This is a genomic window from Pseudomonas sp. H1h, from assembly GCF_000633255.1.
GTDB lineage: Bacteria > Pseudomonadota > Gammaproteobacteria > Pseudomonadales > Pseudomonadaceae > Aquipseudomonas.
Window position 1 is genome coordinate 71,470 of record NZ_AYMJ01000014.1, and the last position, 19,260, is coordinate 90,729.

At 55.3% G+C, this 19,260-nt stretch carries 14 protein-coding genes and 1 other RNA gene; 11 read left to right on the forward strand and 4 right to left on the reverse strand.

Annotated elements, in window-relative coordinates; translation table 11 throughout:
* Positions 1-102: 102 nt before the first annotated feature.
* The 7 genes from U862_RS0111155 (at position 103) to U862_RS0111185 (ending at position 8,192) form a co-directional block, all read left to right on the forward strand.
* Positions 103-927, forward strand: coding sequence for a (Fe-S)-binding protein (locus U862_RS0111155; protein ID WP_025110469.1), 825 nt, complete (start codon positions 103-105; stop codon positions 925-927).
* Positions 924-2,378 (forward strand): LutB/LldF family L-lactate oxidation iron-sulfur protein, encoded by a 1,455-nt coding sequence (locus tag U862_RS0111160; RefSeq protein ID WP_025110470.1) that lies wholly within the window; start codon positions 924-926, stop codon positions 2,376-2,378. The genes U862_RS0111155 and U862_RS0111160 overlap by 4 nt, the downstream gene beginning before the upstream one ends.
* Positions 2,378-3,049 (forward strand): lactate utilization protein, encoded by a 672-nt coding sequence (locus U862_RS0111165; RefSeq protein WP_025110471.1) that lies wholly within the window; start codon positions 2,378-2,380, stop codon positions 3,047-3,049. Before U862_RS0111160 ends, U862_RS0111165 begins: the two co-directional genes overlap by 1 nt.
* On the forward strand, positions 3,046-5,856 hold the full coding sequence (locus U862_RS0111170) for an FAD-binding and (Fe-S)-binding domain-containing protein (protein WP_025110472.1): 2,811 nt from the start codon (positions 3,046-3,048) through the stop codon (positions 5,854-5,856). The genes U862_RS0111165 and U862_RS0111170 overlap by 4 nt, the downstream gene beginning before the upstream one ends.
* A gap of 129 nt (positions 5,857-5,985) precedes the next feature.
* Complete coding sequence (locus tag U862_RS0111175; RefSeq protein ID WP_025110473.1) at positions 5,986-6,264, forward strand: hypothetical protein; 279 nt, start codon at positions 5,986-5,988, stop codon at positions 6,262-6,264.
* 96 nt (positions 6,265-6,360) lie between these two features.
* Positions 6,361-6,750, forward strand: a transfer-messenger RNA (tmRNA) gene (gene ssrA, locus U862_RS29535).
* A 185-nt stretch (positions 6,751-6,935) separates the two neighbouring features.
* Positions 6,936-8,192, forward strand: coding sequence for an integrase domain-containing protein (locus U862_RS0111185; RefSeq protein ID WP_025110475.1), 1,257 nt, complete (start codon positions 6,936-6,938; stop codon positions 8,190-8,192).
* Between the two features lie 316 nt (positions 8,193-8,508).
* Here U862_RS0111185 and U862_RS0111190 read toward each other — a convergent pair whose 3' ends face one another.
* From U862_RS0111190 to U862_RS0111210, 4 genes are all read right to left on the reverse strand, one after another.
* Positions 8,509-11,427 (reverse strand): ATP-binding protein, encoded by a 2,919-nt coding sequence (locus U862_RS0111190; RefSeq protein ID WP_081794873.1) that lies wholly within the window; start codon positions 11,425-11,427, stop codon positions 8,509-8,511.
* Positions 11,414-12,019, reverse strand: a complete 606-nt coding sequence (locus U862_RS0111200) for a hypothetical protein (protein WP_025110477.1) — start codon at positions 12,017-12,019, stop codon at positions 11,414-11,416. Before U862_RS0111200 ends, U862_RS0111190 begins: the two co-directional genes overlap by 14 nt.
* Positions 12,020-12,025: 6 nt before the next feature.
* Positions 12,026-13,624 carry an ABC-three component system protein gene (locus U862_RS0111205; RefSeq protein ID WP_025110478.1) on the reverse strand — a complete coding sequence of 533 codons (1,599 nt, stop codon included), beginning with the start codon at positions 13,622-13,624 and terminating at the stop codon, positions 12,026-12,028.
* A 340-nt stretch (positions 13,625-13,964) separates the two neighbouring features.
* Positions 13,965-14,867, reverse strand: coding sequence for a restriction endonuclease (locus U862_RS0111210; protein WP_025110479.1), 903 nt, complete (start codon positions 14,865-14,867; stop codon positions 13,965-13,967).
* A gap of 808 nt (positions 14,868-15,675) precedes the next feature.
* Between U862_RS0111210 and U862_RS0111215 the strand changes: the two genes are divergently transcribed.
* Genes U862_RS0111215 through U862_RS0111230 form a run of 4 tightly spaced genes read left to right on the forward strand, consistent with a single transcriptional unit; the run spans position 15,676 to position 19,241 of the window.
* Positions 15,676-16,089 (forward strand): hypothetical protein, encoded by a 414-nt coding sequence (locus tag U862_RS0111215; RefSeq protein WP_256214666.1) that lies wholly within the window; start codon positions 15,676-15,678, stop codon positions 16,087-16,089.
* Entirely contained in the window at positions 16,089-17,462 is a 1,374-nt protein-coding gene (locus U862_RS0111220) for a 7-cyano-7-deazaguanine synthase (protein ID WP_025110481.1), read from the forward strand. The genes U862_RS0111215 and U862_RS0111220 overlap by 1 nt, the downstream gene beginning before the upstream one ends.
* Positions 17,459-18,628 (forward strand): XRE family transcriptional regulator, encoded by a 1,170-nt coding sequence (locus tag U862_RS0111225; RefSeq protein ID WP_025110482.1) that lies wholly within the window; start codon positions 17,459-17,461, stop codon positions 18,626-18,628. The genes U862_RS0111220 and U862_RS0111225 overlap by 4 nt, the downstream gene beginning before the upstream one ends.
* Positions 18,603-19,241 carry a hypothetical protein gene (locus U862_RS0111230; RefSeq protein ID WP_025110483.1) on the forward strand — a complete coding sequence of 213 codons (639 nt, stop codon included), beginning with the start codon at positions 18,603-18,605 and terminating at the stop codon, positions 19,239-19,241. The genes U862_RS0111225 and U862_RS0111230 overlap by 26 nt, the downstream gene beginning before the upstream one ends.
* Positions 19,242-19,260: the final 19 nt, after the last annotated feature.

Below are 19,260 nucleotides of genomic sequence, written 5' to 3' on the forward strand. Positions count from 1 at the left end.
TCAGCAATTCACACCCCGGTCTGTAAGGCTGCTGAAAGCCACACGCTCTATATTCAGCAGCCTCAGCGGACGGATAACCGGGACCACCCGGAGACACGCCTGATGAGCGAGCTTTTTTACAACGCAGTGCCAAACGCGACCCGTGTTGCACCGCCACTGTCCGAACCTCGGCAATACCCCAGCGAGAAACCGTCGCGGGTCTACCTGTTCGGTACGTGCGTGGTCGACCTGTTCTACCCCGAAGCCGGGATGGACGCGATCCACTTGCTGGAGCGCGAAGGGATCACGGTCGAGTACCCGCAAGGGCAGAGCTGCTGCGGGCAACCGGCCTACACCTCGGGTTACACCGAGCAGGCACGGACGGTCGCGCGCTCGCAACTGGCGCTGTTTGCCGGGGATTATCCGGTGGTGGTGCCGTCGGGTTCCTGCGCGGGCATGCTGCGCGAGCATTACGCCGACTTGTTCAAGGACGAGCCGCAAACGTTGAAACAGGTGCAGGCCCTCGCGGCCCGTACCTATGAACTGGCCGAGTTCCTGCTGTTCGTCTGCAAGGTGCAGCTCAAGGACAGCGGCGAGCCGGTCAAAGTCGCGCTGCACACCTCGTGTTCGGCACGGCGCGAAATGAATACCCACCTGCACGGTCGCGAGTTGTTGGCGCAGTTGAGCAACGTGGAGCGGGTCAACCACGATCACGAAAGCGAATGCTGTGGCTTCGGTGGGACATTCAGCGTCCGTATGCCAGATATATCCGGCGCGATGGTGGCGGACAAGACCAAAGCGTTGAAGGACTCTGGCGCACATAAGGTATTGAGCGCCGACTGTGGCTGTTTGATGAACATCAACGGCGCATTGGAGAAACAAAAGGAAGCACTGCGCGGGCAACATCTCGCCAGCTTTCTGTGGCAAAGAACCGGAGGTGCGCAATGAGCACTTCCGCGATTATTCCTACGGTCGCCGTAGAAGAGGATTTCCGCACCCGGGCACACAATGCCTTGGGCGATGCGCAGTTACGGAACAACTTCCGCACTGCCATGGATTCACTGATGACCAAGCGGGCCGCGGCTTTCAGCGATGCCCACGAAAGAGAACACTTGCGCGCCCTGGGCAACTCGATCAGGGCACGCGCGCTCTCCAAGTTGCCCGACCTGCTCGAGCAACTGGAACAGAACCTGACCCGCAACGGTGTGACAGTGCACTGGGCGGAAACGGTGGACGAGGCCAATGGCATCGTCTTGTCGATCATCCGCGCTCACGAGGCGCGGCAAGTGATCAAGGGCAAATCGATGGTCAGCGAAGAGATGGAGATGAACCATTTCCTCGAGGCTCAAGGTGTTGAATGCCTGGAGTCCGATATGGGGGAGTACATCGTCCAGCTCGACCACGAGAAGCCTTCACACATCATTATGCCGGCGATCCACAAGAATGCCGGTCAGGTCGCGTCCTTGTTCCACGACAAACTTGGCGTGGAATACACCAAGGACGTTGACCAACTCATTCAGATCGGTCGCAGAGTCCTGCGGCAGAAATTCTTCGAAGCAGACATCGGCGTCTCCGGTGTCAACTTCGCCGTCGCCGAGACCGGCACCCTGTTGCTGGTGGAGAACGAAGGCAACGGGCGCATGACCACCAGCGTACCGCCGGTGCACATCGCCGTCACCGGCATCGAAAAAGTCGTGGAAAACCTGCGCGACGTGGTGCCGCTGCTGTCGCTGCTGACCCGTTCGGCGCTGGGCATTCCGATCACCACCTACGTCAACATGATCTCCGGCCCGCGCAAGGAGCATGAACTCGACGGCCCACAGGAAGTGCATCTGGTGCTGCTCGACAACGGTCGCAGCCAGGCCTTTGCCGACAGTGAACTGCGTCAGACCCTGAACTGCATCCGCTGCGGCGCCTGCATGAATCATTGCCCGGTCTATACCCGCGTCGGCGGCCACACCTACGGCGAGGTTTACCCGGGGCCGATTGGCAAAATCATCACTCCGCACATGGTTGGCCTGGCGAAAGTTCCGGATCACCCGAGCGCTTCGTCGCTGTGCGGTGCCTGCGGTGAAGTGTGCCCGGTGAAAATTCCGATCCCGGCAATTCTGCGCCGACTTCGCGAAGAAAACGTCAAAGCCCCGGACGCGCCGCATCAAGTGATGCGCGGCCAGGGCAGCAAGTATTCGCGCAAGGAACGCTTCATCTGGAATGCCTGGGCGAAACTCAACAGCTCGCCGACCCTGTATCGACTGTTCGGCTTCTTCGCCACACGCCTGCGTGCGCTGACACCAAGTAATGTCGGACCGTGGACGCAAAACCACAGCGCACCGAAACCCGCTGCCCGCTCACTGCACGACATGGCCCGCGAGCATCTGGCCAAACAGGGAGACCGCTGATGAGCGCCAAGCAAAATATCCTCGCCAAGCTACGGAAAAGTCTGACTGGCGCCACACCGATTGCCGACGACTTCGACGTCAATCTGGTGACGCAGCCTTACACCTACAGCGCCGAACAACGCATCCCGCAACTGCGCAAACTGATGGAAGCGGTGCACACCGAAATCCATCTGACGACTGGCGCAGACTGGCCGGCGCTGCTCGCGCAATTGCTGCGTGATCGCCAACTGCCAAGCCTGCTGATCGCACCGACAACGCCCCAAGGTCAACGCATCACACAACACTGGGCGAACAATCCCGATCTGCCGGCACTGAAATCCTACGACCGACCGATGGAGGAGTGGAAAGCCGAGCTGTTCAACGACACCCCGGCCAGCGTCACCGGCACCCTCGGTGCCATCGCCGCGACCGGTAGCCTGATCCTCTGGCCAACCCGCGAAGAACCGCGGTTGATGAGCCTGGTACCACCGGTGCATTTCGCCCTGCTCAAGGCCAGCGAAATCCGCGACAACTTCTATCAGGTGCAACAGGAATTCGAGTGGGCGCAAGGCATGCCGACCAATGCGCTGCTGGTGTCCGGCCCGTCGAAAACCGCCGACATCGAACAAGTGCTGGCGTATGGCGCCCACGGCCCGAAAGACCTGGTGGTTCTGATTCTGGAGGACCAATGACGTTACCGGCGACTTTCCTGCGAGATGCGCAACAACTGATCCCGGCCGAGCGCCGTTTTGATGACCCATTGTCGACCCTGGCCTTCGGCACCGATGCCAGCTTCTATCGGCTGATTCCCAAACTGGTGATCCGCGTCGAATCCGAAGACGAAGTGGTGGCGTTGCTGAAACTGGCCAAGCGCGATCAGGTTCCGGTGACCTTTCGCGCCGCCGGCACCAGCCTTTCCGGGCAAGCGATCAGCGACTCGGTGCTGATCGTGCTTGGGGATAACTGGAACGCCCGCGAAATTCGTGGCCAAGGCATGCAAATCCGTCTGCAGCCGGGCGTCATCGGCGCGCAGGCCAACGCATGGCTGGCACCGTTCGGACGCAAGATCGGTCCGGACCCTGCGTCAATCAACGCCTGCAAGATCGGCGGCATCGTCGCCAACAACGCCAGCGGCATGTGCTGCGGCACGGCGCAAAACACCTATCACACGCTGGCCGGGATTCGCCTGGTGCTGGCCGATGGCACCCGCCTCGACACCGAAGACGCCGCGAGTGTCGCAGCCTTTCGCGAAAGCCACCGCGAACTGCTGGAGCGCCTGGCGACGTTGGGCCGCGAGACCCGCGCCAATGCCGAACTGGCCGCCAGAATTCGCCACAAATACCGTCTGAAAAATACCACCGGCCTGTCGCTCAATGCGCTGGTGGATTTCGACGAGCCTGTGGATATCTTGAGCCACCTGCTGGTCGGTTCCGAAGGCACCCTTGGATTCATCAGTGCGGTAACCTACGACACGGTGATCGACCACCCGAACAAGGCTTCGGCACTGATCGTCTTTCCCGATGTGGAAACCTGTTGCAACGCCGTTACTGTGCTGAAAAGCCAACCGGTCTCCGCCGTGGAACTGCTGGACCGACGCAGCCTGCGCTCGGTGCAGGACAAACCGGGCATGCCTGATTTCGTACAACAGCTGTCGGACGATGCCTGCGCCCTGCTGATCGAATCCCGCGCGGCCTCCTCCGCTTTGCTGCAGGAGCAACTGGCGCAGATCATGGCATCGCTCAGTGGCTTCGCGGTCGAAAAGCAGGTCGACTTCACCGAAGACCCGACTGAGAACGCCAAACTCTGGGCGATCCGCAAAGACACCTTCCCCGCGGTCGGCGCCGTGCGCAAAACCGGCACCACGGTGATCATCGAAGACGTGACCTTCCCGGTCGAGCAACTGGCCATCGGCGTAAACCGCCTGATTGCACTGTTCGATAAACATGCCTACGACGAAGCGATACTTTTCGGACACGCACTGGAAGGCAATCTGCACTTCGTCTTCACTCAAGGCTTCAACAGCCCGGAAGAAGTCGTACGCTATCAGGCGTTCATGGACGACGTCGCGCAACTGGTGGCGGTGGAGTTCGGCGGTTCGCTGAAGGCCGAACATGGCACCGGGCGCAACATGGCGCCGTTCGTTGAACTGGAATGGGGTAGCGACGCCTATCAGTTGATGTGGCAGCTCAAACGCCTGCTCGACCCCAACGGCATCCTCAACCCGGACGTAGTGCTCAGCGAGGATCCGCAGATCCACCTCAAGCACCTGAAACCGTTGCCAGCGGCTGACGAGATCGTCGACAAATGCATCGAATGCGGCTTCTGCGAACCGGTCTGCCCGTCGAAAGGACTGACCCTCAGCCCACGCCAACGCATCGTGATCTGGCGCGACATTCAGGCGAAAAAACGCGCGGGTGTCGACACCACCGAGCTGGAAAAAGCCTACGAATACCAAGGCATCGAAACCTGCGCAGCGACTGGCCTGTGCGCGCAGCGTTGCCCGGTCGGCATCAACACCGGTGAGTTGGTGAAAAAGCTTCGCGCCCGTCACGCCACGCATCAGAAAACCGCTGACTGGATCGAAGGAAATTTCGCCAAGACTCTGCAAGGCGCACGCTTCACCCTGCACGTGGCCAACGGCGCACGGATGCTGCTCGGCGCACCGCGTCTGGGCAAACTTTCGGCGACCCTGACGCGCTTGTCCAAAGGCCAGGTGCCGCTGTGGACCAATGCGATGCCGCAACCGGAAAAAGCCATTCGCTTCAGCCCGAGTGTCTCCGATGAGCGCCCGCGCGTGGTGTATCTGGCGGTGTGCGTATCGCGGGTCATGGGCCCGGCGGCGGGTGACAAGGAGCAGATGTCGCTCTACGACAAGACCCGTGGTCTGCTGGAAAAGGCTGGTTACCAGGTGGTCTTTCCGGACAATCAGGACAACCTCTGCTGCGGTCAGCCCTTCGCTTCCAAAGGCTATACCGAACAGGCGGAACACAAGCGTCAGGAACTGATCGGCGCGCTGCTTCACGCCAGTCGCGGCGGGCTTGATCCGATCTATTGCGACACCAGTCCGTGCACCCTGCGCCTGGTTCAGGACGTGGGAGATGTGCGTCTGGATCTGTACGATCCGGTGCGCTTCATCCGTACGCATCTTCTCGATCGCCTGGATTTCACCCCGCAGGAAGCACCGATTGCGGTTCACGTGACGTGCAGCACGCAGCATCTGGGCGAGAGCCAGGCGCTGATCGATCTGGCACGCAAATGCAGCAAGACCGTGGTCATCCCTGAAGGTATTCACTGCTGCGGGTTCGCCGGTGACAAGGGTTTCACCACGCCGGAGCTGAACAGCCATTCGCTGCGTACGCTCAAGGATGCGGTGCAGCATTGCAGCGAGGGGATTTCCACCAGCCGCACCTGTGAGATCGGCCTGACGCAACACGGCGGGATCGACTATCACGGGCTGGTCTATCTGGTGGATCGGGTGACTCGGGCCAAGGCCTGCTGAAGAAAAATAGAACCCTTGCGCGCCACCGTAGTCCACAGAACAGGCCCCGAAATTCGGGGCTTTTCCTCCACTCGGTTGCCCGTCCTGACGGCCAGCGAAGTCTGGATCCCTCAGTTCAAGGAGATACACATGAAACGTTCTGTACTGTTAGGTCTGTTCGTGACGGCCTCGATGCTGGCCTCCACCTCGTTCGCCGCCGACAAACCTGCCGACCTGTGCGATGCCAATATCCAGACCATCAACAATGCGAAGGGGCAGCTGTCAGCGAACCCGGAACTCAGTCAGCGTGCAGAAGCCAGCGTGAGCAAGGCTCAGGCGCTCAAAGCCCAGGGCAAGATCGATGACTGCGTTGCGGAAACCTCGCAAACCATCCTGGAGCTGCGCAAATCCACCGGCACCAACAATTGATTCACGCCCGGGCCAACCTTCGGGTTGGCCTTGCAGGCCGTTTGGCGTACACTGCACAGGCTTGTTGCCTCACATGATGTACGAGGCAATGAGTTCGGGGCCGATTAGGATTCGACGCCGGTGACGAAACTTTAGGTGCATGCCGACTTGGTAACAGAAGTCGTAAATCCACTGTTGCAACTTCTTATAGTTGCCAATGACGACCAATACGGTGCTGCTCTCGCTGCTTAATTGCAGCTGACATGCACTCCTGGTGCCTTCGGGCCCAGCAATCATCAGGGGATGTCTGTAAACCCGAAATGATTGTCATATAGAACAGAATCGCCGTGCAGTACGTTGTGGACGAAGCGGCTAAAACTTACACAACTCGCCCAAAGCACCCTGCCCGTCGGGTCGCTGAGGGTTAACTTAATAGACACGGCTACGCATGTAGTACCGACAGCGGAGCACTGGCGGACGGGGGTTCAAATCCCCCCGGCTCCACCAACTTTACATCTAAAGACGTCCAAGGACGTCTTTTTTTGTGCCTGCAATCCAGCAAAATCAAGGCTTTAGCGTCTATTAGCGTCTATGGGCGTCCGACACAATCCACGTAACCCGGTATTCCAGATGGTATTCCAAGCCCTTCAGTGGTAATTTTTGGAATACCAATTGATGTCATGGAACACCTCATGTGCGCCCAAGCCACCCGCCTCTCTGACCGCCAGCTCAAAGCGGTAAAGCCGAAAGACAAGGACTACGTCCTCAGCGATGGAGACGGCTTACAGCTGCGCGTGAGGATCAATGGCTCTACGCTATGGAACTTCAACTACCGGCAGCCGATTACCAAAAACCGCATCAATATGGGCCTCGGCACCTACCCAGAACTCTCGCTCGCTCAAGCCAGGAAGAAAACTGTCGAAGCCAGAGAGCTTCTCGCTCAGGGCATCGACCCGAAAGAACAACGTAGCGAGCTGGAGCAGACAAAAAGACAGGCAACCGAGCACACATTCGAGAACGTGGCGTCTGCGTGGTTTGAACTGAAAAAGGATTCTGTGACTCAAGCTTATGCCGAGGACATCTGGCGCTCGCTCACACTGCATGTCTTTCCATCGCTGGGAACAACACCTATCTCGCAGATCAATGCCCCGAGGGTCATCGAGCTGCTGCGCCCTTTGGAAACCAAAGGCAGCCTGGAGACAGTGAAGCGACTGACCCAACGACTCAACGAGATCATGACCTACGGTGTGAACTCGGGAATGATCTTTGCCAATCCACTTAGTGGTATCCGGGCGGTTTTCAAAAAACCGAAAAAGCAAAACATGGCTGCCCTCCGCCCAGAAGAACTGCCAGAGCTAATGGTCGCCATCGCCAATGCGAGCATAAAGAGAACAACACGCTGCCTGATCGAATGGCAACTCCACACCATGACCCGTCCTGCGGAAGCGGCTACGACGTCCTGGGCTGACATCGACCTCGACAGGAAAACCTGGACGATTCCAGCGGAGCGCATGAAGAAGCGACGCGCTCATGTCATTCCGCTGACCGAGCACGCGCTTGCCCTGCTAGAGACGATCAAACCCTACAGCGGCCACAGAGAGTACGTGTTCCCTGCTGATAGAGACCCGCGGACCCACTGCAACAGCCAGACGGCAAACATGGCCCTGAAGCGCATGGGTTTTGAAGGTCGATTGGTGAGCCATGGAATGCGCTCCATGGCCAGCACCATCTTGAACGAACAAGGATGGGACCCAGAGCTGATCGAAGTCGCACTTGCGCACGTGGACAAAGACGAGGTGCGTAGCGCCTACAATCGTGCAGATTACATTGAGAGAAGACGCCCAATGATGACTTGGTGGAGCGAGCACATCCAACAAGCCGCCACCGGAAGCTTGTCAGTTTCAGCCATCCAAAGGGCTAGAGGCTTAAATATAGTTTCGATGCAATAGCCAGCAAGTATCGAAAGTCGTTCGGGGTGGCCGGTCCCCCCTCCTTCCCTCAAACCCCAATATGGTTTCCGCACATAAGTTCAGCCTCCCTACTAACTCGTTTTATCTTCCATAAATTAAACGGTTACCTAATCTAACTTTATGGCGGTTCTGACACGCGAAATAGGGGAGCTAATGCCAGTTATGTGGAATCTTTTAGAATCGTATTTCGCAGGGTGAGCTGATAAGTAGTCCTACTTGGTTAGTGCTTGTGCGGAAATGAACATCGTGTCAGAAGCGACGCACTGCGTGTTGACCTAACATGAGTCCTCTCTCCTCAATCCGAGTCAATCTCATCCCCCAAACCGGCCACAGCAGAAAGTCCCTCCAACGGATACACTGTACTCAGCCGGATCCCGCTTCGACCATTACCGTCTAGTTCCAGTATTCGAAGAGGCGGCTGCCGCCCACTTGGTGTCTCTACCAAACCTACACCAGCAAACTTTTCTATGAGGTGTCGAGCCAATGCGCGACTAGAGGTGGTAATGACGAGGTTAAGCGTATTACTGCTTTCTAAGACAGTCGCTCGCAAAATGTCGAGAAGACCGACACGATTCAAGTCGTCCAAATGGACGATCGGCTCATCAAGAAAGAATGTCCCGCCGAGGCTGCGTGCCCGCGCCAAGAATAATGCGAGCGCAAGATCTTGCCGCTGGCCTTGGCTAAAATCTTTGCCCGGATCGAGCTGCTGGTCCCCTGCGTCAGCGAGCCAATGCAGAAAGTCAGTATCCGCACCGAGATTGATCCGGTCAAAAACACGATTAGCATGCATCCGCGCGAAGAGCGGGTTTACCACTCGGCTCAGGTCTTGAACCTTTTGACGGCTAATCGTGGTATAGGCCTCATAGAACACTGCACGCGCGCGGTTCGCGGCGTCCAACCTACCCGTCATCACACTTGATTCATCGATTAAAAGTTGGGTCGCCTGCTGAAGCTCCAACAGACGAGAGCGACGAGATTCGGCTGCCCATGCTGCCCGAGCCGCCGTAATGTGTCCTTCAATTACAGTAAGTCGAACGTTTTCTTTTGTGAGTTCAGACATCAATGTATCGAGCTCGGCGTTCGACCATTCAATATCTGGCGAAGCCTCTTGCCATGCCGATTGCAAAGAGGCGAGTTCCGCTGACTTTTGCTCTAAGCCCAGACGGCAATCCTTCAAATTTTGCTGCGCCGCGGCATACTTTGCGCGTAGATCGTCACGATTACTGATCGCAGCCTCGATAGACTTCGCGAGCTCAGCAAGCTCGAGCTGTACCACACGATGTCTTGCCTCGAAGACGGTATCCAAATGTTGGTGCAGGTCTGCGACCTGGAATCCGGAAGCGGGCATGCGAAATTCAGAACCGAAAACTGTAGGTAAAATCCCATCTCGGGCTGACAGCAGCACGGAAATAGCATCGGCTACATCCAGATGCGCAGCAAGAGACTTGAACTCTTCTGCCGTGGCACCTTGGCTGACACCGAGCCTTTCCAGCTCGCGATCATGAACAGCATTGGCCAACTGCAGATCCGATTGCTCTTTTTCCAGTCCGTGTAGATATTTTTGCTTTTGCAGAGCTGCATTGAGCTGGGAGTGTGCAAGCGTGGCCGCATCATCGGCTGCGGCAACCCCAGACCTGGCGGCTACAACTAACTCTGGGGCGGCGGAAAGCGTCGCATTGATTGCTGATCTTAGATTTTCAGCATCCTTCCAGTCATGAGAGCAAAGAGGGCATTTTCCAATGTCCACACCATGGTCATGATTTAAAAGCTCCCTCGCAGCAGCTTGTAAGCGAGCCACAGGGCTCGCCACAGCATCTAGCAGCTTGGTGGCAGCTTTGGCGTGAGAAACGGTCTCAGCGGCTTTGTCCTGCAAATGCTCCAGCTCCTCACGTGAGGGTGCATCTGAGCGAGCGGCACTAACCTCGAGGTCCAGTTCCGCTAAGCGCTTGGTCTCATAGCTGGATCCGGCACTAGATAACTCAAGCCCTTTCAATTCATGACGACGTTGTTGTCGTGCGCTCGCCGGCCATTGGTATTCAGAGTATTTATGCGAAAGTTCTATGAGGCTTAGAGAAAGATCATCGGCAAAACCGCCATCCAGAAGTGTGGCGACTACCATCGCACCCAGATGAGTCAGTTCATCCTTAGCCTTCGCGAGTTCTTGCGCCAGCAGATAGGTGGCTTCCCGCCGAGAATTAAAATCAGTGAGCTCAGTTGCAGCTTGCCGTCCATCCTTTTCAATGTGGGCTAAGGACTGCGCCAACGCAGCCTCAAGATTGATCCCTTCAGTGACAGCCATTTCTAGGCTGCTACGGATGCTCCACTTCGCCTCAACACGCTTAGCTGCGTGTGAGCGTGCATCGAATAAGTGTTTGTAACGACTGTGCAACGCGGTGAGAGAGGCGAGTTGATCGTCGAGGTTGGGCTGCTCTACGAACCACTGAGTATCCTCGGGCGCAAAGAGATTCGCGGCAGTATCAGCCTCGAGACGCGCCGAGCTCGAGTGCGAAGTTCCGGCCGCTTCATCAGGGCCAAGAGCGAGCTCCAGATCAGTAACTTCCGCTGATCTCGACTCAGTCATTTTTGTAAGATTTCGCAGGCGCCTACCGATCTCAACAATGTACTTTTCACACTGCCGCTCGGCATCAAGCAGATGCCGAATTCCGAGCAAATCCGCGAAGACTTGAGTTCGTCGCTCGATAGTTTCTTCGTCGGTATCGACCAAGGCCGCCAGCGCTTCAGAACTCAAAAAGCGCGTTCCTTTAAGCCACCGCTGCCGTAAATTTATAGCCGTTATAGCATGTGCTTCGTCTGCCGCAGCGACCGGAGCCAAGAGGGCCAGAAGTTCGTTGGGACGAAGGGTAACTGCTGCCCCTTCATCGGCACCATATGCTGCAGAAGACTGAGATCCATCAACATCTCTTCGGACAAATTGTTCCGTTCCATCAATATAGAGGCTCGCAGCGGCGGAGGTAGTGGCGTCATTTTGGCTGGGAAACTTCGGACTCAGAACTAGAGCGTCGAATCCATTACCTTCCTTCAACCTTTCTACTTGGCCTGTAAGCAGCCATTCTGCAGCCTCGCACATTGTTGTCTTGCCGGTGCCGTTTGGAGCGTATACCACGGTCAAAGGTGAGCTGAAATCAAAGCGGACAGAGTCGTTGAGCCCACGAAAGTGAGACACATTTAGAGTGTTAAGTCTAATTCCGCGCATTCAGCGGCCCCTCATGACGTAAAATTGTCCCATTGACGCCAAGCGTTGAAAGCTCGGCCCACAATGCTTGAGCTTCAGAATCCAGCTCTGGCCATTGGAGTTCATTACCCGAGGGGGCAGCTGAATCTGGCAGTCCCAAGACTGTTATGTCGGCTACTCGTTGCCACAGACCCGGCTCATAATTGTAATCTACAGGTAATGAAGGCCAAATCATGTGCTTGCGGCACACCTGCGCCGACAGCTCTAGTCGGCGAATCTCCTCTCGGGCATATGCCTCAGGGGCCTCGGGGATGGCGAGCACTAGATAGCCATCTATTGGGCTTCCAGGAGACAGCCTTTCGTTCCGGACGAGAACTTCATCAAACCAGGCTTGGCCTTGCGCTGCTGCTCGCTCGATGGAAATATGGTCACTTCCACTGCAGGGCCATAGGAGGACAAGCGCGTAAGACGAAGACCAAAGCGTTGTTCCCGCAGGCGCGGAAATCATTATGCCCAGTGAGGGAAGCTCTGGAGTTTGGTCGAGACCTACTTTGACGCACAGCTCATTAAGCTGCTCGCGGGCGGAGTTCCAAAACTCAGAGTCTTCATTCATGCATCTTTACTCCCTAAAAAAAGAGGCGATCTGACCGAGCAATTCCGCGACTCGCTCGTCATCTTCTGATGCCACATATTCTGTGTAGACCGCGGCGGCTTTCGACAATCCGAGACCGGCTACTCTGCGCATGCCTCTGAGACCCCTTATGTCCCCTGTCACGGGTGCAAGTGATCCACCAGCGCGAAGATCAGCATTGCTCCTTGGAGTGGTGCTGATGTCATCGCGCCTCTCTGGTGCGATCTCCCCGCTGTCTAGGTCGCCATAACGAGTCGCTCCTAGAACGATTAAAGGCGGATGTGGACCACCTCTATCCCGCCATTCTCCGAGAGAACGTTTTAGCGCCCTAGGTGACTCGTTATGAGAACGCCATATTAGTAAATGCCGGTTTTGAGCGCGGACGATGAGTTGACCAGCGGCACCAGGAGAGTCTTGCCAATCTATTCCATCAATCGATTTCAGCGTTGCTAGCGCGTGAAGGCCGGCTCGAAGAGCGCTGATCACTTCAGGATCATAAACTGCGTCAGGATCGACCGGTTTGAGGGAGCTTGTGCCCTCCAAAATGGTGTTGAGCATGGAACTCGAGTCGGCTGATTGGATAGTGCGCAAATGTTCGCCGATTTCGGCGATGCCTGCATCTAGCCGAGGGGCTGCATTCATGTCAGGCGGATACCTACGTAAAAAACGCTCAATCTCATAGGTGACCTTGTTAGGAGCAGCCGGCACCGGGAGCATCATCCCTGTGTTCTGAATAGGGCAAACCATATTCCCTCTCCAAATCAGCAAGCTGTTAACAGGGGTGTATGGCGGCCAATACACAATACCTGCAGTGACTGATGGGTTTGTCGCTCGTACCACCGCCCCCACAATGCCCTGAGAACTCAGCGCCCGCGTCGCAGTGAGACTTTTCTGACCGTGAGGCATCTCAGTAAATGACGCAAAAACACCACTGAGACTTCTCCATTTATCGTTCGCCTCATCTGCAACGGGCCTATCGTGAGACACGTTGCATAGGGCGACTACTCCCCATCGACCCGCAAGAACGTGGTTCAAAAGTGAGTCGATAGCGATTCCCCAATTCTGGTTGTATCCCGTCTGGAGCAAGGAACCTACGATGAGCGCTGGACGGTCATTGTTCAGGCTCTCGAGTTTGCGGTGGATACGTGCTTGGGGTGAACGCCCATTCTGCCCTGCAGGCATCAGTAAATCAGCACAGATCAGAGGAAATAGGTCCAAGTCGTTGAAACGCAGATGCAAAAGTGTGTCATGGGCCTGCACATCGTCTAACTCGATTGCCTCATAACTTTGCTGGAGAACATTTTTAAGATAAGTGATGCAGTGCGTCTGACCGTTTGGCTCATGAATCCAACACCAACCGCCATTCACACGCATCGCTGGGCTGATGCCATTACGAGCCTGCTCCCAGGCGAGGTGCCTAACTGTGCCGTCTTCGGAGGGCGCCCCATACCATTCGAGTACAGCTTCACCCGACGAGACACCAAATCCGCTGACCAAAACGAGTGGTCGATCGACACCTCTGACAAGAGCGTCAACAGCGTTCCAGTCCACTGAGCCCAATGCCCACTCCGGCGCAACAATGAGCACAGGGTCACCACCTGGCGCTATCGTGGACAGGGCAGGTCTCGTCCCACCTGGCCCAGCCTCGAGCAGATTGCGCAGAACATTCAACGCAGTCGTCCGACTTAGATCTCCTAAGGCCTCATCAATGGACGCAGGCAGCTGCAGCAGGCATAGATTGAGTCCACCTCTGGGGCGAAGCGCACAATTAACTTGAACGCTCGTGTAGTTGTCTTGAAACTCAAAATTCAGGTCGGGCACGATAGCGCAGCCATTAGCCTAGGGCATCGAAGAGGGACGGTAGAGCAGCAATTTTGGCGGGCCAATACGCCATCATCTGCAGAAAAATTATCGTCGAATGAATGAATCACTTAGGGTACAGATCGCGAACGCGAATGAAGGGGGAACCGGTCTCTGCCGCGCGGCGGACTTTGATCTTGAGGAGTTCGGATAGCGAAATCTCCCGATCTAACATTTCGTACAGATCTAATCCATCCATGCAAATCACCCGCCTGCCTCGGCCGAAGGCGGCAAGACCATCCTCTGTGAACCCGCTATTGCTTACAAATAGTCCTCGAGTCCAAGCAGCCTTCTGCTCGATCTTCCCATGAAACGTATGCAAGTCGGCGACACCAATGGGTTGGCCGTGCCATTTCGCTTCGAGCAGATAAACCTCGTTGTCCAGCTCAAAACTACCGTCTATTTGCTCACCTCTAAGCCGAAATGGTTCTCGGGCTGCCAGCTGAAATGCATCGAAGAGGTTTTTGAGAAATGCCTCGAAAGCATAGCCACGAGCGTGAGGCAGGAGCGTACCGACTTCTAAAAGGATATTTTTGAATGCGGCGAATTTACACCCTTCAATTACCGGCTCGACCGGTTTCGCTGCCGTAGGTGCGGCCTGCGGTTGACCCGACAGCCGACTTAACAATGCGTGATACCTCTGCTCTGCATTGGCGATTGGGTCTGGGGATTCAGTCCGAATGAGATGTTCGCTCCGATGCTCCCAAAGGGCAGCGAGCAGCCGAACAGCATCAGAGTCGTTGCAACTCTGTAGGAAGCACTTTAAACGTTTGCCCTTCGAACGACCATTCACCGCAAATTTAGGATCGTCGATATCAACATTCAGCTCAGCCGCGAAAAAAGCCGCATAACTGACGTCTGAAAAGTCCAGGACATAACCAGCACCACGGACGAAATCGACGAGGTCGTCTACGAAGCGTAAGTCGATAGGTCTGATCGAGCTAATGTTGGACTCCTTCCTATGACTCACATTTCCTAGGTGCCCAATCTTCCTTCAACACCTAAAGCTAACGCAAGACCGTTCGACTCAGGGAAGGAAAATCGGCTCTTCGGGTAGCTGCGTTTATGGGGCCGTCAAGAACGTAGCTGAGCGTCAAATACGCCAAAGCCGCGAGCATCGACCCGCCTTGGCGCAAACGGGCTGAGGGCCACGGCAGCGACCAATGCCTTGGCATGAGGCCAACATGGCCAAGGTTCTGGCCTGGCAAGGCCACTCCAATAGCACGACCCGAATCAATGCCGCCGACGGCTAAGACCGGAGTATTCTCCGACGTTTAAGGCCACAACCTTGTCTAAATGCGGACATTTTTTGAAAAACCTTCAGGGGTTTCGGCGGATCTCAGGCCCTCTCCCCACAGCGCTTATGAGCCCAATCTAGTCGGCCATACCCAATAGCTATGATGCGTATGCCTACTTGAAGGGCGTCCTCACACGCCCGCCCACGCAGCCGGCGAGTGAAATCGGGAAGCTGGTGCCGCATCGTTGGCGACCGGCTTGGTTTCGCCAGACGGGATACCCAATAGCTTACCGCCATTCTTTCTGATTGCGACTTTGACATTGTCAGATTTTTAGTAATAATATCTGACAATGTCAAAACCGGTATTCACTGGGGGCTAGACGAAATGAGCGATGGGCCACATAGAAGCTTGAAGCTGCGAAAGCCATGGAAAGAACTGGCAAAGCGTGCGGACCAAGATACCTACGATGCCTCCCAGATAGCTGAGGCTACGGCGTACGCAGTGGCCAGTGACTTCAGAATGGAGGTCTCGTGGCATCTGATGGAAGCCCTGAAAGCAGTCTTTACCGGTTGTGATAACTCCCTGGAAATGCCGGAACTTGCGCTGGATCAACTTGAAAATGCGAAAGCTCTAGCAGCAGCCTCCGTTTTTGGAACGAATCTTGTGGAATGGAGCATCACCCTCATCCATGAAGGCAAATTTGGAATTGAAGCATTCCATGAAGCGGTAGGCCTTGCCGCTAAAGACCGCTGCCACGCAAACATCCGGTCGATCGAAGAACACTACCTTCGCGACTCGAATGAGTACAGAGCAGAGCACGTGAGTAAGAGACTCCAGAATGCCATTTCTACTCTATCGAGCACCCAACTCGGTCTGGATCTTGTGGGCCCAGAGCCCAATCGAATCCTCCCCTTTAGGAAGATGGAAGGTCTTGATGACGGAGTATCGTTGTGATGAACACCTTGCCGCCTAAGGAAATAGCTGTAGATATACTTGAACCTGGCGCCCGCAAAAGAAACGGTGTGGTCCCGTGTTACATCGAGAAGAACATCGAGTTCAATCTTGAGGCTCTCGCATCCTTCTCATCCCATGACAAATGGGAGCCCGTAGCGTATGACGCACTTCTCATAGCCGCTGCGGTCGAGTTCTGTGATCGCATCCTTGTCCGCAGCACCATGAGCTGGGGCAGGCGGTTCATCGTGCATGTTCCAGTACACGACGTTGAACGGTGGTCGAGTAACAAGGTAGATCGAGCGCTCGTCAACGCGCTGAACCTCCTGACCGGCGACGACTGGAATTTCAACTTTCGATATCGAAAGCAACCCGCACAGAGACCGCCACAAGGCCAAATATCTTTTCCTTCCGATGCAGAGGCGGTCATTGCTTTCAGTGATGGAATGGACTCGCGTGCGGTCTCTGAACTTGAGAGCAAGCGCCTAGGCAAACGCCTGATTCGTCTTCGAATAGGGAGCAAACAACATGATATTTCAAAGAGGGAGCGACAAAGGATTCCGTTCACGGCCATCCCATATTCAGTCAAACTTGATGACGCAAGAAGCGCCGAGAGAAGTGCGCGCAGCCGCGGGTTCAAGTTCAGCATCATATCCGCAATTGCGGCGTATCTAATTGATGCTCCAATGGCCATCATCCCCGAAAGCGGACAAGGTGCCCTTGCACCTGTGCTCCTTCCTGTTGCACATGGGTATGAGGACTATCGAAATCACCCCGTGTTCACCAAGCTTATGGAACGCTTTATCGAGGCCCTTCTTGGTTATCGATTCCAGTACACCTTCCCCAGGCTTTGGATGACGAAAGGCGAGACCCTGCGTGAGTTTGTGGAAACCTGCGGCCCTCACGCGAATTGGATAACGACCAGGTCGTGCTGGCAGCAATCCCGACAGGTAGCCGTTTCAGGCGCAAGAAGGCAGTGCGGTATATGCGCCGCGTGTATGCTTCGCCGCCTTAGCGTCCATGCTGCAGGATTAGAGGAGCCACCAACGAATTATGTATGGGAATCCCTAGACAGCCCAACCTGGGAAACAGGCGCAGCAAAAGAATTCACCAGTTGTACTAAAGCCTTGCGACAATACGCTATCGCAGGGGTGCTTCATTTCGAACACCTTTCTTCGATTCGGGAATCTTCGCAGTACGAACTGATCAAACGCCGCAGAACGACCGAACTGGCTCGAGCTCTGGCCGAGTCGCCACATGCCGTGGCGCAGAACCTTGACAGGCTCTTGCAGCAACATGCCAAGGAATGGTCAGCGTTCACGAGCGATATGAGATCAGAGTCGTTCGTGAGGAAGTGGATAGATGGCGCATCATGACCAAACCAAACTTTGAACTGAACCCAGCTGAACTGGGTGACCGACTGAAGGTCGCGCGCGAAACCGCGGCCATGACCCAAGACGCAGCGGCCAAAGCAGTTGGCTTTGCTCGAACCACTCTTGTGGCCATTGAAAAAGGACAGCGCTCTGCAAAGCTTGACGAGATCCAGATGCTTAGCCGCTGTTATGGAGTATCTGCTAACTCTTTGCTGCGCCGAGAAGCGGTCCATGTGGACCTTGTTCCTCGCTTCCGCTCACTCCCAGACACTGGTGATGCAGGCATCGACCAAGCTGCTCGGATGCTGAATGATCTCGTCAGGGCAGAAGTAGAACTTGAGAACATTTTAGGTGTTCGGAAAACCTCAAATTATCCGACCGAAAAAAGCATCTTGCCTGGCGATGTACGCAAACAAGCAGAACACGATGCACATAGCCTCCGGAGCTGGCTAGGGCTCGGCGAGAGCCCGATTCAAGATCTGTTTTCACTCATAGAGATGCAACTTGGAATTCGTGTCTATAGCCGGAGACTTGAATCGAAAGTGTCTGGGCTGTTTGCCTATGACGACGCCGTTGGCGCCTGTATGCTAATAAATACAGTACATCGGAAGGATCGTCAAACTCAGACTGGCGCCCACGAGCTAGGGCACTTTATAGCGACGCGGCGTCAGCCCGAGATCTATCAAGCCGAAAAGTATGAAAACTCGCGTGAAGAGCGTTACGCGAACGCTTTCGGAAGCGCGTTTCTAACGCCAGCCCGTACTGTCATGGAAAAGTTCAAAGAAGTGACCATTGGATCAACTCACCTCACTCGTCGGCACATCATCCTGCTCGCTAGTTTCTTTGGTGTTTCACGCCAGGCGATGGTGTTGAGGCTTGAAGAATTGGACCTGACGAAAAAGGGTACTTGGGATTGGTTCATGGATAATGGCGGTATAACCGACGACCAAGCCCAGCAGGTACTAGGCCCGATAGCTCACGATTCCACGCCTACGGAAGGCGCGCAATCAACGAGGCTTTTTTTATTAGCTATCGATGCGTGGAAGAAAGATTTAATCAGCGAAGGGCAAATGTCGGATTTGCTTAAGCTCGATAGGGCAAAAGTACGCGAGTTGCTTGATGAGGCAGAAGAGGATGAGGTTGATGACCTTTTCAAGCTGTCTCACTGATCGAGATAGCATTCTCGTTCTAGACGCCAGTGTCATCATAAACTTGCTGGCGACTGGCTATGCAGGCGCAATCCTGCAAGCAGTTCCGGCACCTATTGTCGTCACCGACAATGTAATACGGGAGATTGCGCAAGGAGCAGTAAACGGCCGGCCTGAGCCGAAACAGCTTTCGGAGCTAATCCATAATCAAACTTTAAAGAGAGAAGAGCTTTCTGGCATTGCACTAGAGCACTTCTTTGACTTGGTATCCGGATCCACAGCGGCCTCGCTCGGAGACGGAGAAGCCGCGACACTCGCGCTTGCACATAGCAACGGGTTCACAGCTGTCATTGATGAAAAAAAAGCAACTCAGATTTCCTCCCAACGCTTTGGAACACTGAGACTAATTACAACAGTCGATATTCTTGCTTACGAGCCCGTGCGTATTTCAATCGGAGATAAAGCCTTAGCCGATGCAACGCTTCAAGCGCTGAAACACGCCAGAATGCAAGTCCGAGACAGTCAATTCGACTGGATTGAAAAGGTGATCGGATGCGAAAATGTAGGTTTATGCCCAAGCCTTAGGAGGCTTGTAAAGCTTAAGCTGGCAGAGCGCCGCAATGTTAGCCAGTAATGCTGGACCAACTTATACA